Here is a 20,812-nt window from a genome sequence, read left to right as displayed (position 1 = left end):
ATTAATTCTCAGCTCCGGCTGAGACAACTGGAAGCATGCTAATGGCTACTATTCACGTAGACGGCAAAGAATACGAGGTAAACGGCGCAGACAACCTGTTAGAGGCTTGTCTCTCGTTGGGCCTTGATATTCCTTATTTTTGCTGGCATCCGGCGCTGGGGAGCGTGGGTGCGTGCCGCCAGTGTGCGGTGAAGCAATATCAAAACGCGGAAGACACGCGTGGCCGCCTGGTTATGTCCTGTATGACACCGGCATCCGACGGCACATTTATCTCTATTGACGATCACGAAGCGAAAGAGTTCCGTGAGAGCGTGGTGGAGTGGTTGATGACCAACCACCCGCACGACTGTCCGGTCTGCGAAGAGGGCGGCAACTGCCACCTGCAGGATATGACCGTTATGACCGGTCACAGCTTCCGTCGCTACCGTTTCACCAAACGTACGCACCGTAACCAGGACCTCGGCCCGTTCATTTCTCATGAGATGAACCGCTGTATCGCCTGCTACCGCTGTGTGCGCTACTACAAAGATTATGCCGACGGTACCGACCTGGGCGTCTATGGCGCACATGACAACGTCTACTTCGGCCGCCCGGAAGAGGGCACGCTGGAGAGCGAGTTCTCCGGTAACCTGGTTGAAATCTGCCCGACCGGCGTTTTCACCGACAAAACCCACTCCGAGCGCTATAACCGTAAATGGGATATGCAGTTCGCACCGAGCATCTGCCAGCAGTGCTCGATCGGCTGTAACACCAGCCCGGGCGAGCGTTACGGCGAACTGCGTCGTATCGAGAACCGCTACAACGGCACGGTTAACCACTACTTCCTCTGCGACCGCGGTCGTTTCGGCTATGGTTACGTCAACCTGAAAGATCGTCCGCGCCAGCCGGTACAGCGTCGCGGCGACGATCTCATCACCCTCAACGCCGAACAGGCGATGCAGGGCGCGGCGGATATTCTGCGCCAGTCGAAGAAAGTGATCGGCATCGGTTCTCCGCGCGCAAGCGTTGAGAGCAACTTCGCGCTGCGCGAACTGGTCGGTGCGGAGAACTTCTACACCGGTATCGCGAAAGGCGAGCAGGAGCGACTGACGCTGGCACTGAAAGTGCTGCGCGAAGGTGGCATCCGTACTCCGGCGCTGCGTGAAATCGAATCTTACGACGCAGTGCTGATCCTCGGCGAAGACGTGACCCAGACCGGCGCGCGCGTCGCGCTGGCGGTACGTCAGGCGGTGAAAGGCAAAGCCCGCGAAATGGCGGCGGCGCAGAAAGTTGCCGACTGGCAGATTGCGGCGATCATGAATATCGGTCAGCGCGCTAAACATCCGCTGTTTGTCACCAACGTCGACAGCACCCGTCTGGACGACATCGCTGCGTGGACCTACCGCGCGCCGGTGGAAGATCAGGCACGTTTAGGCTTTGCCATCGCCCATGCGCTGGATAACTCCGCACCGGCGGTTGACGGCCTGAGCAGCGATCTGCAGGGCAAAGTGGATGTCATTGTCCAGGCACTGGCCGGGGCGAAGAAACCGCTGATTATCTCCGGCACCAACGCCGGTAGCACCGACGTAATCCATGCGGCGGCGAACGTGGCGAAAGCGCTGAAAGGGCGCGGTGCCGATGTCGGCATCACCATGATTGCCCGCTCCGTTAACAGCATGGGCCTCGGCCTTATCGGCGGCGGCAGCCTCGATGATGCACTCTCCGAACTGGAGAGCGGCAGCGCCGACGCGGTTGTGGTGCTGGAAAACGATCTGCACCGTCACGCTTCTGCTGCGCGCGTAGATGCTGCGCTGGCGAAAGCGCCGCTGGTGCTGGTGGTCGATCACCAGCGCACGGCGATTATGGATAACGCCCATCTGGTGCTCTCTGCGGCAAGCTTCGCGGAAAGCGACGGCACGGTCATCAACAACGAAGGCCGCGCTCAGCGCTTCTTCCAGGTTTATGACCCGAGCTACTACGACAACAAAGCGCTGATGCTGGAAAGCTGGCGCTGGCTGCACTCGCTGCACAGCACCGTGCTGAACCGCGAAGTGGACTGGACGCAGCTCGATCATGTGATCGACGCCGCCGTCGCCGCGCTGCCGCAGCTGGCGGGCATCAAAAATGCCGCACCGGATGCCAGCTTCCGCATTCGCGGGCAGAAACTGGCGCGTGAGCCGCACCGCTACAGTGGTCGTACCGCAATGCGCGCTAATATCAGCGTCCACGAACCGCGTCAGCCGCAGGATAAAGACACCATGTTCGCCTTCTCAATGGAAGGGAACAACCAGCCTTCAGCTCCGCGCTCGCAAATTCCGTTTGCCTGGGCACCGGGCTGGAACTCCCCGCAGGCCTGGAACAAATTCCAGGACGAAGTGGGCGGCCACCTGCGTCACGGCGATCCGGGCGTACGCCTGATTGAAGCGACGGAGAACGGGCTGGATTACTTCACCGTCGTTCCGGGCGCCTTCAGCGCACGGGATGGCGAGTGGCGTATCGCGCCTTACTATCACCTGTTCGGCAGTGATGAGCTGTCGCAGCGTTCGCCGGTGTTCCAGAGCCGTATGCCGCAGCCTTACATCACGCTTAACCCGGCTGATGCCGCGAAGCTTGGCGTAAACGCAGGCGCGCACGTCTCCTTCACCTACGAAGGGCAGACCCTCAGCCTGCCGCTGCAGGTATCGGAAGGTCTGACGGCGGGGCAGGTCGGTTTGCCGATGGGCATGCCGGGTATTGCACCGGTGCTGGCCGGGGCACGTCTTGAAAATCTGCGGGAGGCGCAAGCATGAGCTGGTTAACACCGGATGTTATCGACATTCTGTTAAGCATTCTGAAAGCGGTGGTCATCCTGCTGGTGGTTGTCACCTGCGGCGCCTTCATGAGCTTTGGCGAACGTCGCCTGCTCGGCCTGTTCCAGAACCGTTATGGGCCGAACCGTGTGGGCTGGGGTGGTTCACTCCAGCTGGTCGCGGACATGATCAAGATGTTCTTTAAAGAGGACTGGATCCCGCGCTTCTCCGATCGCGTGATCTTCACCCTCGCGCCGGTGATCGCCTTCACCTCGCTGCTGTTAGCCTTCGCCATTGTGCCGGTCAGCCCCACCTGGGTGGTGGCCGACCTCAATATCGGGGTCCTCTTCTTCCTGATGATGGCGGGTCTGGCAGTCTACGCGGTGCTGTTCGCTGGCTGGTCCAGTAACAACAAATACTCCCTGCTCGGCGCGATGCGTGCCTCTGCGCAAACCCTGAGCTACGAAGTGTTCCTCGGGCTGTCGCTGATGGGCGTGGTGGCGCAGGCCGGTTCATTCAATATGACCGACATCGTCAACAACCAGGCGGGTTTGTGGAACGTCATTCCGCAATTCTTTGGCTTCGTTACCTTCGCTATCGCGGGTGTTGCGGTGTGTCACCGTCACCCGTTTGACCAGCCGGAAGCGGAGCAGGAGCTGGCGGATGGTTACCATATTGAATACTCCGGCATGAAGTTCGGTCTCTTCTTCGTCGGCGAGTATATCGGTATCGTCACCATCTCTGCGCTGATGGTCACCCTCTTCTTTGGTGGCTGGCAGGGTCCGCTGTTACCGCCGTTTATCTGGTTCGCGCTGAAAACCGCGTTCTTTATGATGATGTTCATTTTGATTCGCGCCGCACTGCCGCGTCCTCGCTACGATCAGGTGATGTCTTTCGGCTGGAAAATCTGTCTGCCGCTGACACTGCTTAACCTGTTGGGCACGGCGGCAGTCATTCTTTGGCAGGCGCCGTAATAAGGGGTGATGAGACCATGACGTTAAAAGAGTTATTCGTGGGCTTTGGCACCCAGGTTCGCAGTATCTGGATGATCGGCCTGCATGCGTTCGCCAAACGCGAAACGCGTATGTACCCGGAAGAGCCGGTTTACCTGGCCCCGCGCTACCGTGGCCGTATCGTGCTGACGCGCGATCCGGACGGCGCAGAGCGCTGCGTGGCCTGTAACCTGTGTGCGGTTGCCTGTCCTGTCGGCTGTATCTCGCTGCAGAAAGCGGAAACCGTTGATGGCCGCTGGTATCCGGAGTTTTTCCGTATCAACTTCTCGCGCTGCATCTTCTGCGGCATGTGCGAAGAGGCGTGCCCGACAACAGCGATTCAGCTGACGCCGGACTTCGAACTCGGTGAGTTCAAGCGCCAGGATCTGGTGTATGAAAAAGAGGATCTGCTGATCTCCGGTCCGGGCAAATACCCGGAATATAACTTCTACCGGATGGCAGGTATGGCAATCGACGGCAAAGATAAGGGCGAAGCGGAAAACGAAGCCAAGCCTATCGACGTCAAAGGCCTGTTACCGTAAGGAGAGGGGCAATGGAGTTCGCTTTTTATATCTGTGGCCTGATCGCCATCCTGACGACGGTACGCGTTATTACGCATACCAATCCGGTGCATGCGCTGCTGTACTTGATCATCTCTCTGCTGGCGATTGCCGGGGTCTTCTTCTCCCTCGGCGCGTACTTCGCCGGGGCGCTGGAGATCATCGTCTACGCCGGGGCCATCATGGTGCTGTTCGTCTTCGTGGTGATGATGCTGAACATGGGCAATTCGGTGGTCGAGCAGGAGCGTAACTGGCTCACGCCGCAAATCTGGATTGGTCCTGCGGTACTCTCTGCGGTGCTGCTGGGCGTCATGATCTACGCCATTATCGGCGTTAACGATCAGGGCATCGAGGGCACGGCGATTGGCGCGAAAGCGGTCGGTATCACGCTGTTTGGTCCTTACGTTCTGGCGGTTGAGCTGGCCTCAATGCTGCTGCTGGCAGGTCTGGTTGTCGCGTTCCACCTTGGACGTGAAGAGAGACCTGGCGAATTGCTGAGCAATCGCACGGATGACCGCGCGAAAAGAAAAACGGAGGAGCACGCATGATCCCGTTACAACATGGATTGATCCTCGCGGCGATTTTGTTTGTGCTGGGTCTGACTGGTCTGGTTATTCGCCGCAATCTGCTGTTTATGCTGATTGGGCTTGAGATCATGATCAACGCCGCCGCGCTGGCCTTTGTGGTCGCCGGCAGCTACTGGGGCCAGACCGACGGTCAGGTAATGTATATTCTCGCCATTAGCCTTGCCGCTGCGGAAGCGAGCATTGGCCTGGCGCTGCTGCTGCAACTTCATCGTCGCCGCCAGAGTCTGAATATCGATTCAGTAAGTGAGATGCGTGGATGAACATGCTCGCCTTAACCATTATTTTTCCTCTTATTGGCTTTGTGTTACTGGCTTTCTCCCGTGGTCGCTGGTCGGAGAATCTCTCCGCCGCCGTTGGCATGGGCTCCATTGGTCTCTCGGCGCTGGTCACGGCGCTGGTTGGCGTTGAGTTCTTCAATAACGGCCAGCAGGCGTTTGTTCAGCCGTTGTGGACGTGGATGGCGGTCGGTGATTTCAATATCGGTTTCAACCTTGTGCTGGACGGCCTGTCGCTGACCATGCTCTCGGTAGTAACCGGCGTTGGCTTCCTGATCCATATGTTCGCCTCCTGGTATATGCGCGGGGAAGAGGGCTACTCCCGCTTCTTCGCCTACACCAACCTCTTTATCGCCAGCATGGTGATTCTGGTGCTGGGCGATAACCTGCTGCTGATGTACCTCGGCTGGGAAGGCGTGGGTCTCTGCTCCTATCTGCTGATCGGTTTCTACTACACCGATCCGAAGAATGGCGCAGCGGCGATGAAAGCGTTTGTCGTCACCCGCGTTGGTGATGTCTTCCTCGCGTTCGCACTGTTCATCCTCTACAACGAGCTGGGCACGCTAAACTTCCGCGAGATGGTCGAGCTGGCGCCGCAGCACTTCGCCAACGGCAACCATATGCTGATGTGGGCGACGCTGATGCTGCTGGGCGGCGCGGTCGGTAAATCGGCACAGCTGCCGTTGCAGACCTGGCTTGCAGACGCGATGGCTGGTCCGACACCGGTCTCTGCGCTGATCCACGCCGCAACGATGGTTACCGCAGGTGTCTACCTGATTGCCCGTACCCATGGTCTGTTCCTGATGACGCCGGAAGTGCTGCATCTGGTCGGTATCGTTGGTGCGGTCACGCTGCTGATGGCTGGTTTCGCCGCGCTGGTGCAGACCGATATCAAACGCGTGCTCGCCTACTCGACGATGAGCCAGATTGGTTACATGTTCCTGGCGCTTGGCGTACAGGCATGGGACGCGGCGATTTTCCACCTGATGACGCACGCCTTCTTTAAAGCGCTGCTGTTCCTCTCCTCCGGTTCGGTGATCCTCGCCTGCCACCACGAGCAGAACATCTTCAAGATGGGCGGCCTGCGTAAGTCGATTCCGCTGGTGTATGCCTGCTTCCTGGTCGGTGGCGCGGCGCTCTCTGCACTGCCGCTGATTACCGCGGGCTTCTTCAGTAAGGATGAGATCCTCGCAGGAGCGGTAGCGAACGGTCACGTTAACCTGATGATTGCGGGTCTGGTCGGGGCGTTTATGACCTCGCTCTACACCTTCCGTCTGATTTTCATTGTCTTCCACGGCAAAGAGCAGATTCACGCCCACGCAGGGAAGGGGATTACCCATCACCTGCCGCTGATTGTGCTGCTGATCCTCTCCACCTTTGTTGGCGCGATGATTGTGCCACCGCTGCGCGGTGTTCTGCCGGAAACGGCTGAGCTGGCGCACAGCAGCGTGGTGATGCTGGAAGTGGCCTCTGGCGCAGTGGCGGTGATCGGCATTCTGCTGGCCGCCTGGCTGTGGCTGGGTAAACGCACGCTGGTGACATCGATTGCCAACAGCGCGGCGGGCCGCTTCTTCGGCACCTGGTGGTTCAATGCCTGGGGCTTCGACTGGCTCTACGATCGCATCTTCGTGAAACCGTATCTGGGCGTGGCCTGGCTGCTGAAGAGCGATCCGCTGAATGCGCTGATGAACATTCCGGCGATCCTCTCCCGCTTTGCCGGAAAAGGGCTGCTGTTCAGCGAGAACGGTTATCTGCGCTGGTATGTTGCTTCCATGAGTATCGGTGCCGTTGTGGTGCTCGGTCTGCTGATGGTGTTGCGCTGAGTTCCTGGGCCGGGGAGCAGAGTTGTTCTCCGGCCTAAGAGCAGAATCTGAATTTTGTGAAAATTCGTTGAAAATCAGGTCCGAAAGGACAGGCAGTTACGGTGAAGTCAGATGACGAGCCAGAAAGCCTGAGCTGGACTTAAACAAGGAATATGAATCGCCATGTTATTACCCTGGCTAATATTGATTCCCTTTATCGGTGGTTTCCTGTGTTGGCAAACCGAGCGCTTCGGCGTGAAGGTGCCGCGCTGGATCGCCCTGATCACCATGGGACTGACGCTGGCGCTCTCTCTGCAACTCTGGTTGCAGGGTGGCTACTCTTTATCGCAGGCTGCCGATTTCCCGACGTGGCAGGAGAGCTTTAAACACGACTGGATCCCGCGCTTCGGCATCACTGTCCATCTGGCGATGGACGGTCTGTCGCTGCTGATGGTCGTGCTGACCGGCTTTCTTGGCGTGCTGGCGGTTCTCTGCTCCTGGCGTGAAATCGAGAAATATCAGGGCTTCTTCCACCTGAACCTGATGTGGATCCTCGGCGGCGTTATCGGCGTGTTCCTTGCCATCGACATGTTCCTGTTCTTCTTCTTCTGGGAAATGATGCTGGTGCCGATGTACTTCCTGATTGCGCTGTGGGGCCATAAAGCCTCCGACGGGAAGACGCGTATCACCGCGGCAACGAAATTCTTCATCTATACCCAGGCAAGCGGCCTGGTGATGTTGATTGCCATCCTCGGCCTGGTGTTTGTGCACTACAACGCCACCGGCGTGTGGACCTTCAACTATGAAGAACTGCTGAAAACGCCGATGTCCCACAACGTTGAATACCTGCTGATGCTCGGCTTCTTTATCGCCTTTGCGGTGAAAATGCCGGTGGTGCCGCTGCACGGCTGGCTGCCGGATGCGCACTCGCAGGCACCGACCGCTGGTTCCGTTGACCTCGCGGGGATCTTGCTGAAAACCGCCGCTTACGGCCTGCTGCGCTTCTCGCTGCCGCTCTTCCCGAACGCTTCGGCGGAGTTCGCACCGATTGCCATGTGGCTGGGCGTAATTGGTATCTTCTACGGCGCGTGGATGGCCTTCACGCAGACCGATATCAAACGTCTTATCGCCTACACCTCCGTTTCCCACATGGGCTTCGTACTGATTGCCATCTACACCGGCAGCCAGCTGGCCTACCAGGGCGCGGTGATTCAGATGATTGCCCACGGTCTTTCGGCGGCAGGTCTGTTTATTCTCTGCGGTCAGCTTTACGAACGTCTGCATACCCGCGATATGCGCATGATGGGCGGTTTGTGGAGCAAGATTAAGTGGCTGCCGGCGCTGTCGATGTTCTTCGCTGTGGCGACGCTGGGTATGCCGGGTACCGGTAACTTCGTCGGTGAGTTCATGATCCTGTTCGGTAGCTACCAGGTTGTACCGATGATTACCGTGATCTCCACCTTCGGTCTGGTCTTCGCCTCCGTTTACTCGCTGGCGATGCTGCATCGCGCTTACTTCGGTAAAGCGAAGAGCGAAATCGCGAACCAGACGCTGCCGGGTCTGTCACTGCGCGAGCTGTTTATGATCCTTATCCTGGTCGTGCTTCTGGTACTGCTTGGCTTCTATCCGCAGCCGATTCTGGATACCTCGCACGCTGCGATGGGCAATATCCAGCAGTGGTTTGTTAACTCCATTACTACAAGGCCGTAATTCGCCATGACAATAACTCCACAACACCTGATTGCGCTGCTGCCGCTGCTAATCGTCGGATTGACGGTGGTGGTTGTGATGCTCTCCATTGCGTGGCGACGCAACCATTTCTTCAATGCCACGCTGTCGGTCGTTGGTCTGAACGTTGCACTGCTCTCGCTGTGGTTCGTTGGCCACGCCGGGGCAATGGATGTGACGCCGCTGATGCGCGTCGACGGCTACGCCATGCTCTACACCGGGCTGGTGCTGCTGGCGAGCCTCGCCACCTGCACCTTTGCCTATCCGTGGCTTGAAGGTTATAGCGACAACAAGGAAGAGTTCTACCTGCTGGTGCTGATTGCCGCGCTGGGTGGCATTCTGCTGGCTAACGCCAATCATATGGCGTCGCTGTTCCTCGGGATTGAGCTGATCTCGCTGCCGCTGTTCGGGCTGGTGGGCTACGCCTTCCGCCAGAAACGCTCGCTGGAAGCCAGCATCAAATACACCATTCTGTCGGCGGCCGCCTCCTCATTCCTGCTGTTCGGGATTGCGCTGGTCTACGCTCAGAGCGGCGATCTGTCGTTTGTTGCCATTGGTAAAAACCTCGGTGAAGGCGTGCTGCACGAGCCGCTGCTGCTGGCGGGTCTCGGTCTGATGATTGTCGGCCTCGGCTTTAAACTGTCACTGGTGCCGTTCCATCTCTGGACGCCGGATGTTTACCAGGGCGCGCCTGCGCCGGTCTCCACCTTCCTGGCGACCGCCAGCAAAATCGCCATCTTTGGCGTGCTGATGCGTCTGTTCCTCTATGCGCCGGTAGGTAACAGCGAAGCCGTACGCGTGGTGCTGGGCGTTATCGCCTTTGTCTCCATTATCTTCGGTAACCTGATGGCGCTGAGCCAGACCAATATCAAACGTCTGCTCGGCTACTCCTCCATCGCTCACCTCGGGTATCTGATGGTGGCGCTGATTGCCCTGCGCGGCGGCCAGATGTCAATGGAGAGCGTTGGCGTTTACCTGGCCGGCTATCTCTTCAGCAGCCTGGGTGCCTTTGGCGTAGTAAGCCTGATGTCCAGCCCGTATCGCGGTCCGGACGCCGAGTCACTCTACTCCTATCGCGGCCTCTTCTGGCACCGTCCGATTCTCTCGGCGGTGATGACGGTGATGATGTTGTCGCTGGCGGGTATCCCGATGACGCTGGGCTTTATCGGTAAGTTCTACATTCTGGCTGTCGGTGTGCAGGCCAACCTGTGGTGGCTGACCGGTGCGGTGGTGGTCGGTTCTGCAATCGGTCTCTACTACTACCTGCGCGTCGCGGTGAGCCTCTATCTCAACGCCCCGCAGCAGCTGAACCGCGATGCGCCGTCCAACTGGGCCTACAGCGCGGGCGGTATTGTAGTACTCATCTCCGCTCTGCTGGTGCTGGTGCTCGGTATCTATCCGCAGCCGCTGATTAGCATCGTCCAGCTGGCGCTGCCGATGATGTAATCGCGCCCTGCGCAAATGAAAAAACCGCCGGGTTTGCAGCCTGGCGGTTTTTTTTGCGCATAAAAAACCCCAGCGGTGAAGCTGGGGTTTTAACGGTATAGCGCAAACTGGTGAGGGATGCGCCACGCCGTTGTTTACGTTTCCGGCCCGTCAGGGGGTAAGAGCGTATGCAATACTCAACGCGTTGAAGCTTCCGATATATGCTGTTTTATTTCAAGCGCAAACAGTTGGGTTATCGGATGTTTAAGAAAAACGCCCGAAAACAGGTCGTTTTACCTGATGTTTTTTAATTATATTTCAGTTGTTTAGGCGAGGTGTAGAATCAAATTCGTTGGGGTTACTGCATCTAACTTTCGGGCCGGGCAAAGGATTTCCCCCGCTGTAACACGTGGTGGTGACAGGGTTCAGGCCTGGAAGGGGCGTAAGTAATACTCAACATCTGCTCGCCCTGATTCGGGGGAGTTTGAGGACCAGTCCGGGCGGCTCCTTCCTCGGTTGAGGAAAACGGATGATGGATAACCGTGAATTCGCGAAACGCGTAATCACGATCATCATTGCTGTGTTACAGCTGATCTTGTCGTTCTTGTAATGACCTGAAACGTACTTAAGGCGCTACCGTTTGACCGACGGTAGCGCCTTTAATCGTTGTGCCGGCGTTACTTCGCCAGCAGCGGGGTCGGGGCCATCTGGCGGTGGCTGATCAGCGGGCCGCGAACGTTGTTCGCTGCGCGATCGAGCACCTCCTGGATCACCGCTGAAAGTTCGTTAATTTCGAACTTCGCGACATAGCCATCGGCCTGCACTTTACGGACGTGATCTTCGTTGGCGCTGCCGGAGAGGGAAGAGTGGATCACCACCGGAATATTCTTCAGGCGCGGATCGGTTTTGATCAGGCGTGTCAGGGTAAAGCCATCCATCTCCGGCATCTCCAGATCGGTCAGCACCATTGAGATCTTATCGCTTACCGGCACACCCTCTTTTTCCGCCTGCTGGGCAATGAGCTGGATTTTCTCCCACGCATCTTTGCCGGTGATGTGCATCATGCTCGGGATCTCCATGGCGTTCAGGCCTTTTTCCAGCATGGCGCGCGCCACTTTGGAGTCTTCAGCCACAATCGCGATGGAACCCGGTTTCAGGTTGAATTTCTTATCCGGCACATGATCGCCGTGAACGTCATGATCCGCCGGAACGATGTCATAGAGGATCTGTTCAACGTCCAGCACCATCGCCAGGTTGTTGGTGTCCTTATCATCATCGAGGCAGGCAATACTGGTGATATAGCGGCCATTGATCGCTTTCTCCGCCGTGTGCACCTGTTTCCAGTCCAGGCGCGTGATGTTCTCGACGGACTCGACGGCAAAAGCCTGCACGCTACGGGCATATTCAGTGATCAGCAGAATGTTTAAGCCGGTCTCCGGTTTACACCCGGCGACGGCGGAGAGGTCAATTACCGGGATCACCTGATCGCGAATATTGACCATCCCCATCAATGGCGGCTTCATTCCCGCAGGGCGAGTAAATGTGGGCATCGGTACGATTTCGCGCAACTTAAACACATTGATGCCAAACAGCTCAGATTTCGTCGCATCTAATGATGTGCCAAGGCGAAACAGCAACAGCTCAAACCGGTTCGACAGAGTAAGATTCGCCCTGTCATCGATGTCTTTCTGGAAATTATCCATCATGCCCTCAAAGAAGAAATGCCTGCGTATAACTTATTATCGGCATGACGGCGAAAAAATAGAGTGCCTAAATTAAAATCAAATGCGAACTACGTCAAAATCTGCTGCTAAGGTCGTCTCCGGGAAGATTTCACGACACTCTTTTAGCAGCGCCTGGCTCCCCTCGGCGTCATAACGCGAACTGATATGGGTAATCACCAGACGTGAAGCACCAGCCTGCTGAGCCAGTTGCGCCGCCTGCCGCGCTGAGCTGTGCCCGCGGCTGTTGGCCTTCTCTTCCATGGCACTCTCAAGCGTTGCTTCATGCACCACCACATCAACATCTTTCGCTAACTCCAGCGCGGCGGGGCAGGGTGAGGTATCGCCGAAGATTGCCACCCGTTTACCCGGCTCGGAGGGTGCCAGGTAATCTTTACCCTCAATAACGCGCCCGTCATCCAGCGTCACCGTACCGCCCGCCTTTAATGTCTGGAACAGCGGCCCGGCGGGAACGCCTGCGGCGACAAGCGCAGCGGCATTCAGCGCACCTGGTTTATCGTGCTCTTCTACGCGGTAGCCGTAACACTCCACCGGATGGGCCAGCGGGAAGGCCGTCACTTTGTGCAGCCCATCATCCATCACCAGCCCCGGCTTGACCTCTTCAATGGTCAGCGGATAGTCGGTCCACGAGCCGCTCAGGCGCAGCGCGGTCTCAACAAACTCCTTGATGCCATGCGGGCCGTAAATGTGCAGCGGCTGCGTATTGCCCGCCATCGACCGGCTGCAGAGCAGGCCCGGCAGGCCAAAAATATGGTCGCCATGCAGATGGGTAATAAAAATTTTGTCCAGCTTGCCCGGATTAAAAGTGGTGTGCAGCAGTTGATGCTGCGTACCTTCACCACAGTCGAAAAGCCACAGCCCGGCGCTCGTCGGGTGCTGAAGATTGAGCAGAATGGCGGTGACGTTGCGCGCCCGCGTCGGGACGCCTGCTGAAGTACCTAAGAAGATCAGTTCCACATGCTTTGCCTGAAATGAAAAGAATCTAGTATAACCACATGAGTCTATTTGAGGAGATAACGATGATCCGCTGGCAAGACCTGCACCATTCCGAACTGACCGTACCTGCGCTCTATGCGCTGTTGAAACTGCGCTGCGAAGTATTTGTGGTCGAACAGACCTGCCCTTATCTCGATATTGACGGCGACGACCTGGTGGGAGAGAACCGCCACCTGCTCGGCTGGCAGGGTGATGAGCTGGTGGCGTATGCGAGGATTCTGAAAAGTAACGATGATTTCTCGCCCGTTGCCATCGGCAGAGTGATTGTCAGCGCCAGCGTACGCGGGGAAAAACTGGGTTATCAACTGATGTCGCGCGCGGTGGCCTCCTGCCTGCAATACTGGCCGCAGCACGCGCTATACCTGAGTGCACAGGCGCATCTGCAACCCTTTTATCAACAGTTCGGTTTCCAGCCAGTTACCGATATCTATGATGAAGATGGCATTCCCCACATCGGCATGGCGCGCGAGGTCGCCCAGGCGTAAACGCCAGCCATTGTCTATAGTTAGCGTACAGGTGCATAACATGGAGAAAAGAGATGACTAATCAATTCGATTCACATATTGACGACGACCTGACCCTGCTGAGCGAAACGCTGGAAGAAGTTCTCCGCTCATCGGGCGATCCCGCTGATCAGAAGTACATTGAGCTGAAAGCACGTGCCGAGCAGGCGCTGCATGATGTGAAAAACCGCGTCAGTAGCGCGTCTGATACCTACTACTATCGTGCGAAAAAAGCGGTTTACCGTGCCGATGACTATGTGCACGAAAAACCGTGGCAGGGCGTTGGTGCTGGTGCTGCTGTAGGTCTGGTGCTGGGTCTGCTGTTAGCCCGTCGCTAATCTTTATCTCCCCTCCCTGGAAGGGGGTACTGCTATTCATCGTAGTACCCCGTATACTGTGTGGTTTTTAAAACCGTGCCGTTTTTCCGGGAGGGGTTCGCATGTTTTCTCTGTCCTCTGCGCTTGGCGATCTACATCAGCGTCTTGCCGACACGTTTCCTGATACCCCTGGTTTTACCCTCTTTGACGTTCCCTTCCCCCTAAACAATGCATTCGACCCGCTGACATGGCTTTCGGCTCAGCGTGTTTTCCCACAATTTTACTGGCAGCAGCGCAGCGGTGATGACGAAGCGGCCGCCTTTGGCGCGTTACGCACGTTTACTTCACTTGCTGAGGCGCAACAGCAATTGCAGGTGTATCCCGACGATGTGCGCGTCTGGGGGCTTAACGCCTTTGAGCCAAGCGAGAGCGCGCTCTTTTTGCCCCGCCTCGAATGGCGGCGCGAGGGGGGCAAAGCGATGCTGCGTCTCTATCTCTATAGCGCCACCTCGCTGCGTGATGATGCGCAATGTGCTGCCGATTTTCTTAATGCGCTTTCCCCTGCTACTCCACTGGCGATGAGCCCAGCGGGCTGTGTTGAACAGCACCACTTCCCGACGCGTGAGGGGTGGGAAACGCTGATAAGCCAGGCGCTTGAGACCTTGCAGCGCGGCGAACTGGATAAAGTCGTGCTCGCCCGCGCCACTGATTACCGCTTCGATGCGCCAATTAATGCTGGCGCGCTGATGGCCGCCAGCCGCCGCCTCAACCTGCACTGCTTCCACTTTCTCTATCGCTTCAATGACCAGACCGCTTTTCTTGGATCGACCCCCGAGCGGCTGTGGCGGCGGCGCGGCATGGCACTGCGCACCGAAGCGCTGGCCGGGACGGTGGCTAATCATGATGACGATGCACAGGCACAGCAGCGGGCGGCATGGTTAATGAGTGACGATAAAAACCAGCGTGAAAATATGCTGGTGGTGGAGGATATCTGCCAGCGTTTGCAGCAGCAAACCGGCGCGCTGGATGTGTTGCCGCCGCAGGTGGTGCGGCTGCGCAAAGTGCAGCACTTGCGCCGCTGTATCTGGAGTGACCTGCGGGTGGCGGACGATGCCCTCTGTTTAGACCTGCTCCAGCCGACCGCGGCGGTGGCGGGTTTACCGCGCCCTGAAGCCCGGCGCTTTATCGCCCGCCACGAACCCTTTGCCCGCGAGTGGTACGCCGGGTCGGCAGGTTATCTTTCGCGTAAGCAGAGTGAGTTCTGCGTGACGCTGCGCTCGGCGAAGGTGAGCGGCGAGACGGTGCGGCTCTATGCCGGAGCAGGCATTGTGCCCGGTTCCGACGCCGGGCAGGAGTGGCAGGAGATCGATAATAAAGCCGCCGGCCTGCGATCGTTGTTGCTACAGACGCACCCATAGACGACCTATATCAAAAACTCATCATTTCAGAAAATTTATACTTAGTCCCAATATTGATACCGGACAAATTCATGTCGATAAGCTCATTCAACCGACGCTGGGCCGCGGTGATTCTGGAAGCCTTAACGCGCCACGGCGTCAGGCATATCTGCATTGCGCCAGGCTCCCGTTCGACGCCGCTGACGCTCGCCGCCGCCGAAAACCGCGCATTTATTCATCACACCCATTTTGATGAACGCGGGCTGGGCCATCTTGCGCTCGGGCTGGCGAAAGCGAGCCGTGAACCGGTGGCGGTGATCGTCACCTCCGGTACCGCCGTGGCGAACCTCTATCCGGCGCTGATTGAAGCGGGGCTGACCGGCGAAAAACTGGTGCTGCTGACGGCAGATCGGCCGCCGGAGCTGATTGATTGCGGCGCCAACCAGGCGATTCGCCAGCCCGGCATTTTTGCTTCCCATCCGACAGAGGCCATCGCCTTACCGCGCCCGTCACAGGACATTCCGGCGCGCTGGCTGGTCTCGACGATTGATAATGTGTTAGGCACATTGCAGGGCGGGGCGGTGCACATTAACTGTCCGTTCGCCGAGCCGCTGTATGGCGAGATGGATGAGACCGGGCTTGGCTGGCAGCAGGCGTTAGGCGACTGGTGGCAGGATGATAAGCCCTGGTTACAGGCTGGCGCGCCCTGCGGCATTAATACCCAGCGGGACTGGTTCTCCTGGCGGCAGAAACGTGGCGTTGTGATTGCCGGGCGTATGAGCGCTGCCGAAGGACGCAAGTTGGCGGAGTGGGCGAAAACCCTCGGCTGGCCGCTGATTGGCGATGTGTTATCGCAAACCGGGCAGCCGCTGCCCTGCGCCGATCTCTGGCTTGCTAATAGCCAGGCCGTTGAGGCGCTCAGCGAGGCGCAGATTGTGCTGCAATTTGGCAGCAGCCTGACCGGAAAACGTCTTTTACAGTGGCAGGCGACCTGCGCGCCGCAAGAGTACTGGCTGATTGATAACCTTCCCGGCAGGCTCGATCCGGCGCATCATCGCGGCCGTCGTTTAGTGGCGGATGTGGCTGGCTGGCTGGCGCTGCATCCGGCTGAACCCCGCGCGCCGTGGTGCGAAAAGCTTACCTCGCTCGCAGCGCTTGCTTGGGAGCGCGTGCGTCTACAGCGTGATGAGTTCGGCGAAGCGCAGCTCGCACATCGTATTAGTGACTACTTACCAAACCAGGGGCAGCTTTTTCTCGGTAACAGCCTGGTGGTGCGGCTGGTGGATGCGCTGGCGCAACTGCCGGCAGGTTATCCGGTCTACAGTAACCGCGGCGCGAGCGGCATTGATGGCCTGCTCTCCACGGCGGCCGGGGTGCAGCGGGCCACCGCGCGCCCGACGCTGGCTATCGTCGGCGATCTCTCTGCGCTCTACGATCTTAACGCCCTCGCACTGCTGCGCCAGGCCTCCGCGCCTTTTGTGCTGCTGGTGGTCAATAACAACGGCGGCCAGATCTTCTCCCTGTTACCGACGCCGCCCGCCGAGCGCGAGCGCTTCTATCTGATGCCGCAGAATGTCCATTTCGATCATGCCGCCGCGATGTTCGATCTTCCTTACCATCGCCCGGAGAGTTGGGCGCAGCTGGAGCAGGCGCTGAGCGAGGCCTGGCATAAGCCGGGCGCGACGGTGATTGAGGTGGTAGTAAACGAGACGGATGGCGCGCAGACCCTGCAAAACCTTGTCGCGCAGGTCAGCCAGCTATGAGTTTACATGCAGAGATCCATGCCGGTCGACAGCCGCTGCCGTGGCTGGTTTTTCTGCACGGTTTTTCCGGTGATGGCCGCGAATGGCAGCCCGTCGGCGCAGCGCTGGCGGATTTCCCGCGTCTCTATCTCGACCTGCCTGGACATGGAGCATCTGCCACAACCTGTGTCGACTCCTTTACCGGGATGGATGCGCTGCTGCGATCGACGCTTAGTCGTTACAACATACTAAGTTACTGGCTGGTGGGGTACTCCCTCGGCGGCCGCATTGCGATGTTTCACGCTTGCCAGCAACCAACGGGGCTGCAGGGCATTATTATCGAAGGCGGCCACCCAGGTCTTGCCGATGAGCAGGCGCGCGTTGCGCGGCTGGAAGCGGATGCGCAGTGGTGTCAGCGCCTGCGTCACCAGCCGCTCAGCGAGGTGTTTGACGCCTGGTATCGCCAGCCGGTATTTGCCGCACTGACAGAGACAGAACGTGCGGCGCTGGTTGCGCTTCGTAGCCATAACGATGGCAATGCGCTGGCGCATATGCTGGCGGCGACGTCGCTGGGCCGCCAGCCCGATCTGCGTGCGGCGCTGCGTGACGCCACTTTTCCCGTTCACTATTTCTTTGGCGAACATGACCGTAAGTTTCGCGCGCTGGCGAGCGAAGTCGCACGCCACTGTTACGCCATTCCTGCCGCCGGGCACAACGCGCACCGGGAGAATCCCGCGGCCGTTGCTGCCCTGCTGGCGCGAATTCTGCCTCTTGAGATTAAGGACCGACCATGATCTACCCTGATGAAAAAGAACTCTATGCCGCCGTTGAGTGGCATGACTGCTCCGAAGGCTTTAGCGATATCCGCTATCAAAAATCCGCTGACGGCATCGCCAAAATCACTATCAACCGCCCGGAAGTGCGCAACGCGTTTCGTCCTGTCACGGTAAAAGAGATGATCCAGGCGCTGGCCGATGCGCGCTACGACGACAATATCGGGGTGATTATCCTGACCGGTGAAGGTGATAAAGCCTTCTGTGCCGGCGGCGATCAGAAGGTGCGCGGCGATTACGGCGGCTACCAGGATGACTCCGGTGTGCACCACCTCAACGTCCTCGATTTTCAGCGCCAGATCCGCACCTGCCCGAAACCGGTGGTGGCGATGGTGGCGGGCTACTCCATCGGTGGCGGCCATGTGCTGCATATGATGTGCGATCTCACCATCGCGGCGGAAAACGCGGTTTTCGGCCAGACCGGCCCGAAAGTCGGCTCCTTCGACGGCGGCTGGGGTGCGTCCTACATGGCGCGCATTGTCGGCCAGAAGAAAGCGCGCGAAATCTGGTTCCTCTGCCGCCAGTACGACGCGCAGCAGGCACTGGATATGGGTCTGGTCAACACCGTGGTGCCGTTAGCGGATCTGGAAAAAGAGACCGTGCGCTGGTGTCGTGAAATGTTGCAAAACAGCCCGATGGCGCTGCGCTGCCTGAAAGCAGCTCTGAACGCAGACTGCGACGGCCAGGCCGGGCTGCAGGAGCTGGCGGGCAACGCCACCATGCTCTTCTATATGACCGAAGAGGGTCAGGAGGGTCGCAACGCCTTCAACCAGAAGCGCCAGCCTGACTTCAGCAAATTTAAACGGAACCCGTAATGCGCCAGGCGCAGATCTACCGCTGGCAGATCCCGCTGGATGCAGGCGTGGTGCTGCGCGAGCGTCGGCTGAAAAGCCGTGACGGGCTCTTTATCCAGCTGCAGGAAAACGGTGGCGAAGGGTGGGGGGAGATTACCCCACTGCCTGGGTTCAGCGTTGAGACGCTCGATGAGGTGCAGCCTGCGGTGATAGCGTGGGTGCAAGCCTGGCGTGACGGCGCATCGCCCGCGCTGCCATCGCAACCCAGCGCGGCGTTTGGCCTGAGCTGTGCGCTGGCTGAACTGGCAGAGGAGTTGCCGCAGCCTGCCGACTACCGCGCGGCAATGCTCTGCACTGGCGATCCCGATGAGCTGTTTGCCGCACTCGCCGCGCTGCCCGGCGAGAAGCTGGCAAAAGTGAAGGTTGGTCTGTACGAAGCGGTGCGCGACGGCATGGTAGTTAATCTGCTACTGGAGTCGATCCCCGATCTGCGCCTGCGTCTGGATGCCAACCGCGCCTGGACGCCGCTCAAAGCCCGCCAGTTCGCTAAATATGTTGCACCTGCCAACCGCTCACGCATCGCTTTTCTGGAAGAGCCATGTCAGAGCCGCGAAGCGTCGCTGGCCTTTGCTGAGGAGACCGGCATCGCCATTGCCTGGGATGAGAGCCTGCGCGAGGCGGATTTCACCTTTACGCCTCAGCCGGGCGTCAGCGCGGTGGTGATCAAGCCGACTCTCACCGGCAGCCTGCAAAAAGTGGCGCAGCAGGTCGCGGCGGCACATGCGCTCGGCTTGACGGCGGTGATCAGCTCATCGCTGGAGTCGAGCCTCGGGCTAACGCAACTGGCGCGGATTGCCGCCTGGCTGACACCCGGTACCGTGCCTGGCCTTGATACGTTGCAGTTGATGACCGCACAACTAGTTCGCCGCTGGCCCGGCAGCGAACTGCCCTGCATCGCGGCGGCGGAACTGGACGCGTTACTATGATTTTCCCTGACTGGCCGTGGCGATACTGGCGCGAGCAGCGCGGCGACCAGCCTGCGCTGCGCTCAGATCAGCATACCCTGAGCTGGCAGCAGCTCTGTGCTGAGGTGGATGCGCTGGCAAGCGGCTTTGCCCGCCAGGGCGTCGGCGCGGGGGATGGCGTGATGCTGCGCGCGCGCAACCAGCCGCAGACGGTGCTCGCCTGGCTGGCGCTATTGCAGTGCGGCGCACGAGTGTTACCCATCAACCCGCAGCTTCCCGCCGCCTTGCTGGATGCGCTGCTGCCCGCCATGACCCTGCGCTTCGCCCTCGATCTGACCCCCGCGCCGCTGGCGCACGATTTTATCCCTCTGCGCTGCGCGCAAGCGCCGGGTGAGCATGCGGTTGCATGGCAGCCGCAGCGGCTGGCGTCGATGACGCTCACCTCCGGGTCAACCGGTTTGCCGAAAGCGGCGGTGCATACCTGCGCCGCCCATCTGGCGAGTGCGCAGGGCGTGCTCGCATTAATCCCCTTTAATAAGGAAGATGACTGGCTGCTTTCGCTGCCGCTGTTTCATGTCTCGGGGCAGGGCATTTTGTGGCGCTGGCTGTTGGCGGGCGCGCGCATGACGGTGCACGACAAGCTGCCGCTCGATCAGGCGCTGCGAGGCTGCAGCCATGCGTCGCTGGTGCCGACGCAGCTTTGGCGCCTGCTCAATGAGAATGCGCCGCTGTCGCTGAAAGCGGTGCTGCTTGGCGGCGCGGCCATTCCGGTCGAACTGACCGAACAGGCACGTGAGCGCGGCATCCGCTGCTGGTGCGGGTATGGTTTGACGGAGTTTGCCTCAACGGTGTGTGCAAAAGAGGCCGACGGCGCGCCGGATGTCGGTTATGCGTTGCCGGGGCGTGAGGTGAAGATTGTCGGCGAAGAGGTGTGGCTGCGTGCAGAGAGCCTCGCCGCAGGCTACTGGCGCAACGGCGCGTTGCTGCCCCTGCTTAACGATGCCGGCTGGTTTGCCACCCGCGATCGCGGCACGCTCCATGATGGGCGGCTTACTTTGCATGGCCGGCTGGATAACCTCTTTTTCAGCGGTGGCGAAGGCATTCAGCCTGAAGAGGTAGAGCGCGCCATCGCCCGTCATCCGCAGGTACAGCAGGTGTTTGTTGTGCCGGTTGATGATGTGGAGTTTGGGCAGCGCCCTGTCGCGGTAATTGAGTGCGAAAGCGAGGTCAATGCCGCGGACCTCAGCCACTGGGCGGCGGATAAGCTGGCGCGTTTTCAACAGCCGGTGCGCTGGCTGCCTCTGCCAGAGGAGCTTAAAAACGGCGGCATCAAAATCTCCCGCCGCGCCCTGCAAACATGGGTGAACCAGCAGCAGTGCTAATGCT

Annotated in this window: 18 protein-coding genes; 16 read left to right on the top strand and 2 right to left on the bottom strand. The window is 59.0% G+C overall.

The window, feature by feature from the left end; genetic code table 11:
- Positions 1-41 precede the first annotated feature (41 nt).
- The 8 genes from nuoG (at position 42) to nuoN (ending at position 10,158) form a co-directional block, all read left to right on the top strand.
- Complete coding sequence (gene nuoG, locus BWI95_RS21010) at positions 42-2,768, top strand: NADH-quinone oxidoreductase subunit NuoG (RefSeq protein WP_076770190.1); 2,727 nt, start codon at positions 42-44, stop codon at positions 2,766-2,768.
- Positions 2,765-3,742 (top strand): NADH-quinone oxidoreductase subunit NuoH, encoded by a 978-nt coding sequence (gene nuoH / locus BWI95_RS21005; RefSeq protein ID WP_054803345.1) that lies wholly within the window; start codon positions 2,765-2,767, stop codon positions 3,740-3,742. The genes nuoG and nuoH overlap by 4 nt, the downstream gene beginning before the upstream one ends.
- A 17-nt stretch (positions 3,743-3,759) precedes the next feature.
- Positions 3,760-4,302, top strand: coding sequence for an NADH-quinone oxidoreductase subunit NuoI (nuoI, locus tag BWI95_RS21000; protein ID WP_023479728.1), 543 nt, complete (start codon positions 3,760-3,762; stop codon positions 4,300-4,302).
- 11 nt (positions 4,303-4,313) lie between these two features.
- Positions 4,314-4,868 carry an NADH-quinone oxidoreductase subunit J gene (gene nuoJ, locus BWI95_RS20995; RefSeq protein WP_054803346.1) on the top strand — a complete coding sequence of 185 codons (555 nt, stop codon included), beginning with the start codon at positions 4,314-4,316 and terminating at the stop codon, positions 4,866-4,868.
- Entirely contained in the window at positions 4,865-5,167 is a 303-nt protein-coding gene (gene nuoK, locus BWI95_RS20990; RefSeq protein WP_023479838.1) for an NADH-quinone oxidoreductase subunit NuoK, read from the top strand. Before nuoJ ends, nuoK begins: the two co-directional genes overlap by 4 nt.
- Positions 5,164-7,005 (top strand): NADH-quinone oxidoreductase subunit L, encoded by a 1,842-nt coding sequence (gene nuoL, locus BWI95_RS20985; protein WP_023479646.1) that lies wholly within the window; start codon positions 5,164-5,166, stop codon positions 7,003-7,005. Before nuoK ends, nuoL begins: the two co-directional genes overlap by 4 nt.
- Before the next feature lie 162 nt (positions 7,006-7,167).
- Entirely contained in the window at positions 7,168-8,694 is a 1,527-nt protein-coding gene (gene nuoM, locus BWI95_RS20980; RefSeq protein ID WP_054803347.1) for an NADH-quinone oxidoreductase subunit M, read from the top strand.
- Positions 8,695-8,700: 6 nt separating this feature from the next.
- A complete protein-coding gene (gene nuoN / locus BWI95_RS20975; protein WP_023479817.1) occupies positions 8,701-10,158 on the top strand; it encodes an NADH-quinone oxidoreductase subunit NuoN in 1,458 nt (485 codons plus the stop codon).
- A 656-nt stretch (positions 10,159-10,814) separates the two neighbouring features.
- On the opposite strand, the gene BWI95_RS20970 is transcribed toward nuoN, so the two are convergent.
- A complete protein-coding gene (locus tag BWI95_RS20970) occupies positions 10,815-11,840 on the bottom strand; it encodes a chemotaxis protein (protein ID WP_023479862.1) in 1,026 nt (341 codons plus the stop codon).
- A 78-nt stretch (positions 11,841-11,918) separates the two neighbouring features.
- Positions 11,919-12,836, bottom strand: coding sequence for a ribonuclease Z (gene rnz / locus BWI95_RS20965; protein WP_054803348.1), 918 nt, complete (start codon positions 12,834-12,836; stop codon positions 11,919-11,921).
- 62 nt (positions 12,837-12,898) lie between these two features.
- Here rnz and BWI95_RS20960 point away from each other — a divergent pair, with 62 nt between their 5' ends.
- From BWI95_RS20960 to menE, 8 genes are all read left to right on the top strand, one after another.
- On the top strand, positions 12,899-13,360 hold the full coding sequence (locus BWI95_RS20960) for a GNAT family N-acetyltransferase (RefSeq protein WP_054803349.1): 462 nt from the start codon (positions 12,899-12,901) through the stop codon (positions 13,358-13,360).
- Between the two features lie 53 nt (positions 13,361-13,413).
- Positions 13,414-13,716, top strand: a complete 303-nt coding sequence (elaB, locus tag BWI95_RS20955) for a stress response protein ElaB (protein ID WP_023479917.1) — start codon at positions 13,414-13,416, stop codon at positions 13,714-13,716.
- Between the two features lie 101 nt (positions 13,717-13,817).
- Positions 13,818-15,113 (top strand): isochorismate synthase MenF, encoded by a 1,296-nt coding sequence (gene menF / locus BWI95_RS20950; protein WP_076770189.1) that lies wholly within the window; start codon positions 13,818-13,820, stop codon positions 15,111-15,113.
- A 71-nt stretch (positions 15,114-15,184) separates the two neighbouring features.
- Complete coding sequence (gene menD, locus BWI95_RS20945; protein WP_054803350.1) at positions 15,185-16,855, top strand: 2-succinyl-5-enolpyruvyl-6-hydroxy-3-cyclohexene-1-carboxylic-acid synthase; 1,671 nt, start codon at positions 15,185-15,187, stop codon at positions 16,853-16,855.
- Complete coding sequence (menH, locus tag BWI95_RS20940; RefSeq protein ID WP_076770188.1) at positions 16,852-17,628, top strand: 2-succinyl-6-hydroxy-2,4-cyclohexadiene-1-carboxylate synthase; 777 nt, start codon at positions 16,852-16,854, stop codon at positions 17,626-17,628. The genes menD and menH overlap by 4 nt, the downstream gene beginning before the upstream one ends.
- On the top strand, positions 17,625-18,482 hold the full coding sequence (menB, locus tag BWI95_RS20935; RefSeq protein ID WP_054803352.1) for a 1,4-dihydroxy-2-naphthoyl-CoA synthase: 858 nt from the start codon (positions 17,625-17,627) through the stop codon (positions 18,480-18,482). The genes menH and menB overlap by 4 nt, the downstream gene beginning before the upstream one ends.
- On the top strand, positions 18,482-19,447 hold the full coding sequence (gene menC, locus BWI95_RS20930) for an o-succinylbenzoate synthase (RefSeq protein WP_054803353.1): 966 nt from the start codon (positions 18,482-18,484) through the stop codon (positions 19,445-19,447). Before menB ends, menC begins: the two co-directional genes overlap by 1 nt.
- A complete protein-coding gene (gene menE / locus BWI95_RS20925; RefSeq protein WP_076770187.1) occupies positions 19,444-20,808 on the top strand; it encodes an o-succinylbenzoate--CoA ligase in 1,365 nt (454 codons plus the stop codon). The genes menC and menE overlap by 4 nt, the downstream gene beginning before the upstream one ends.
- Positions 20,809-20,812 lie beyond the last annotated feature (4 nt).

The sequence above is a fragment of the Kosakonia cowanii JCM 10956 = DSM 18146 genome (assembly GCF_001975225.1).
In the GTDB taxonomy this organism is placed as follows: Bacteria; Pseudomonadota; Gammaproteobacteria; order Enterobacterales; family Enterobacteriaceae; genus Kosakonia; species Kosakonia cowanii.
This window is presented reverse-complemented; position numbering and strand designations above follow the sequence as displayed.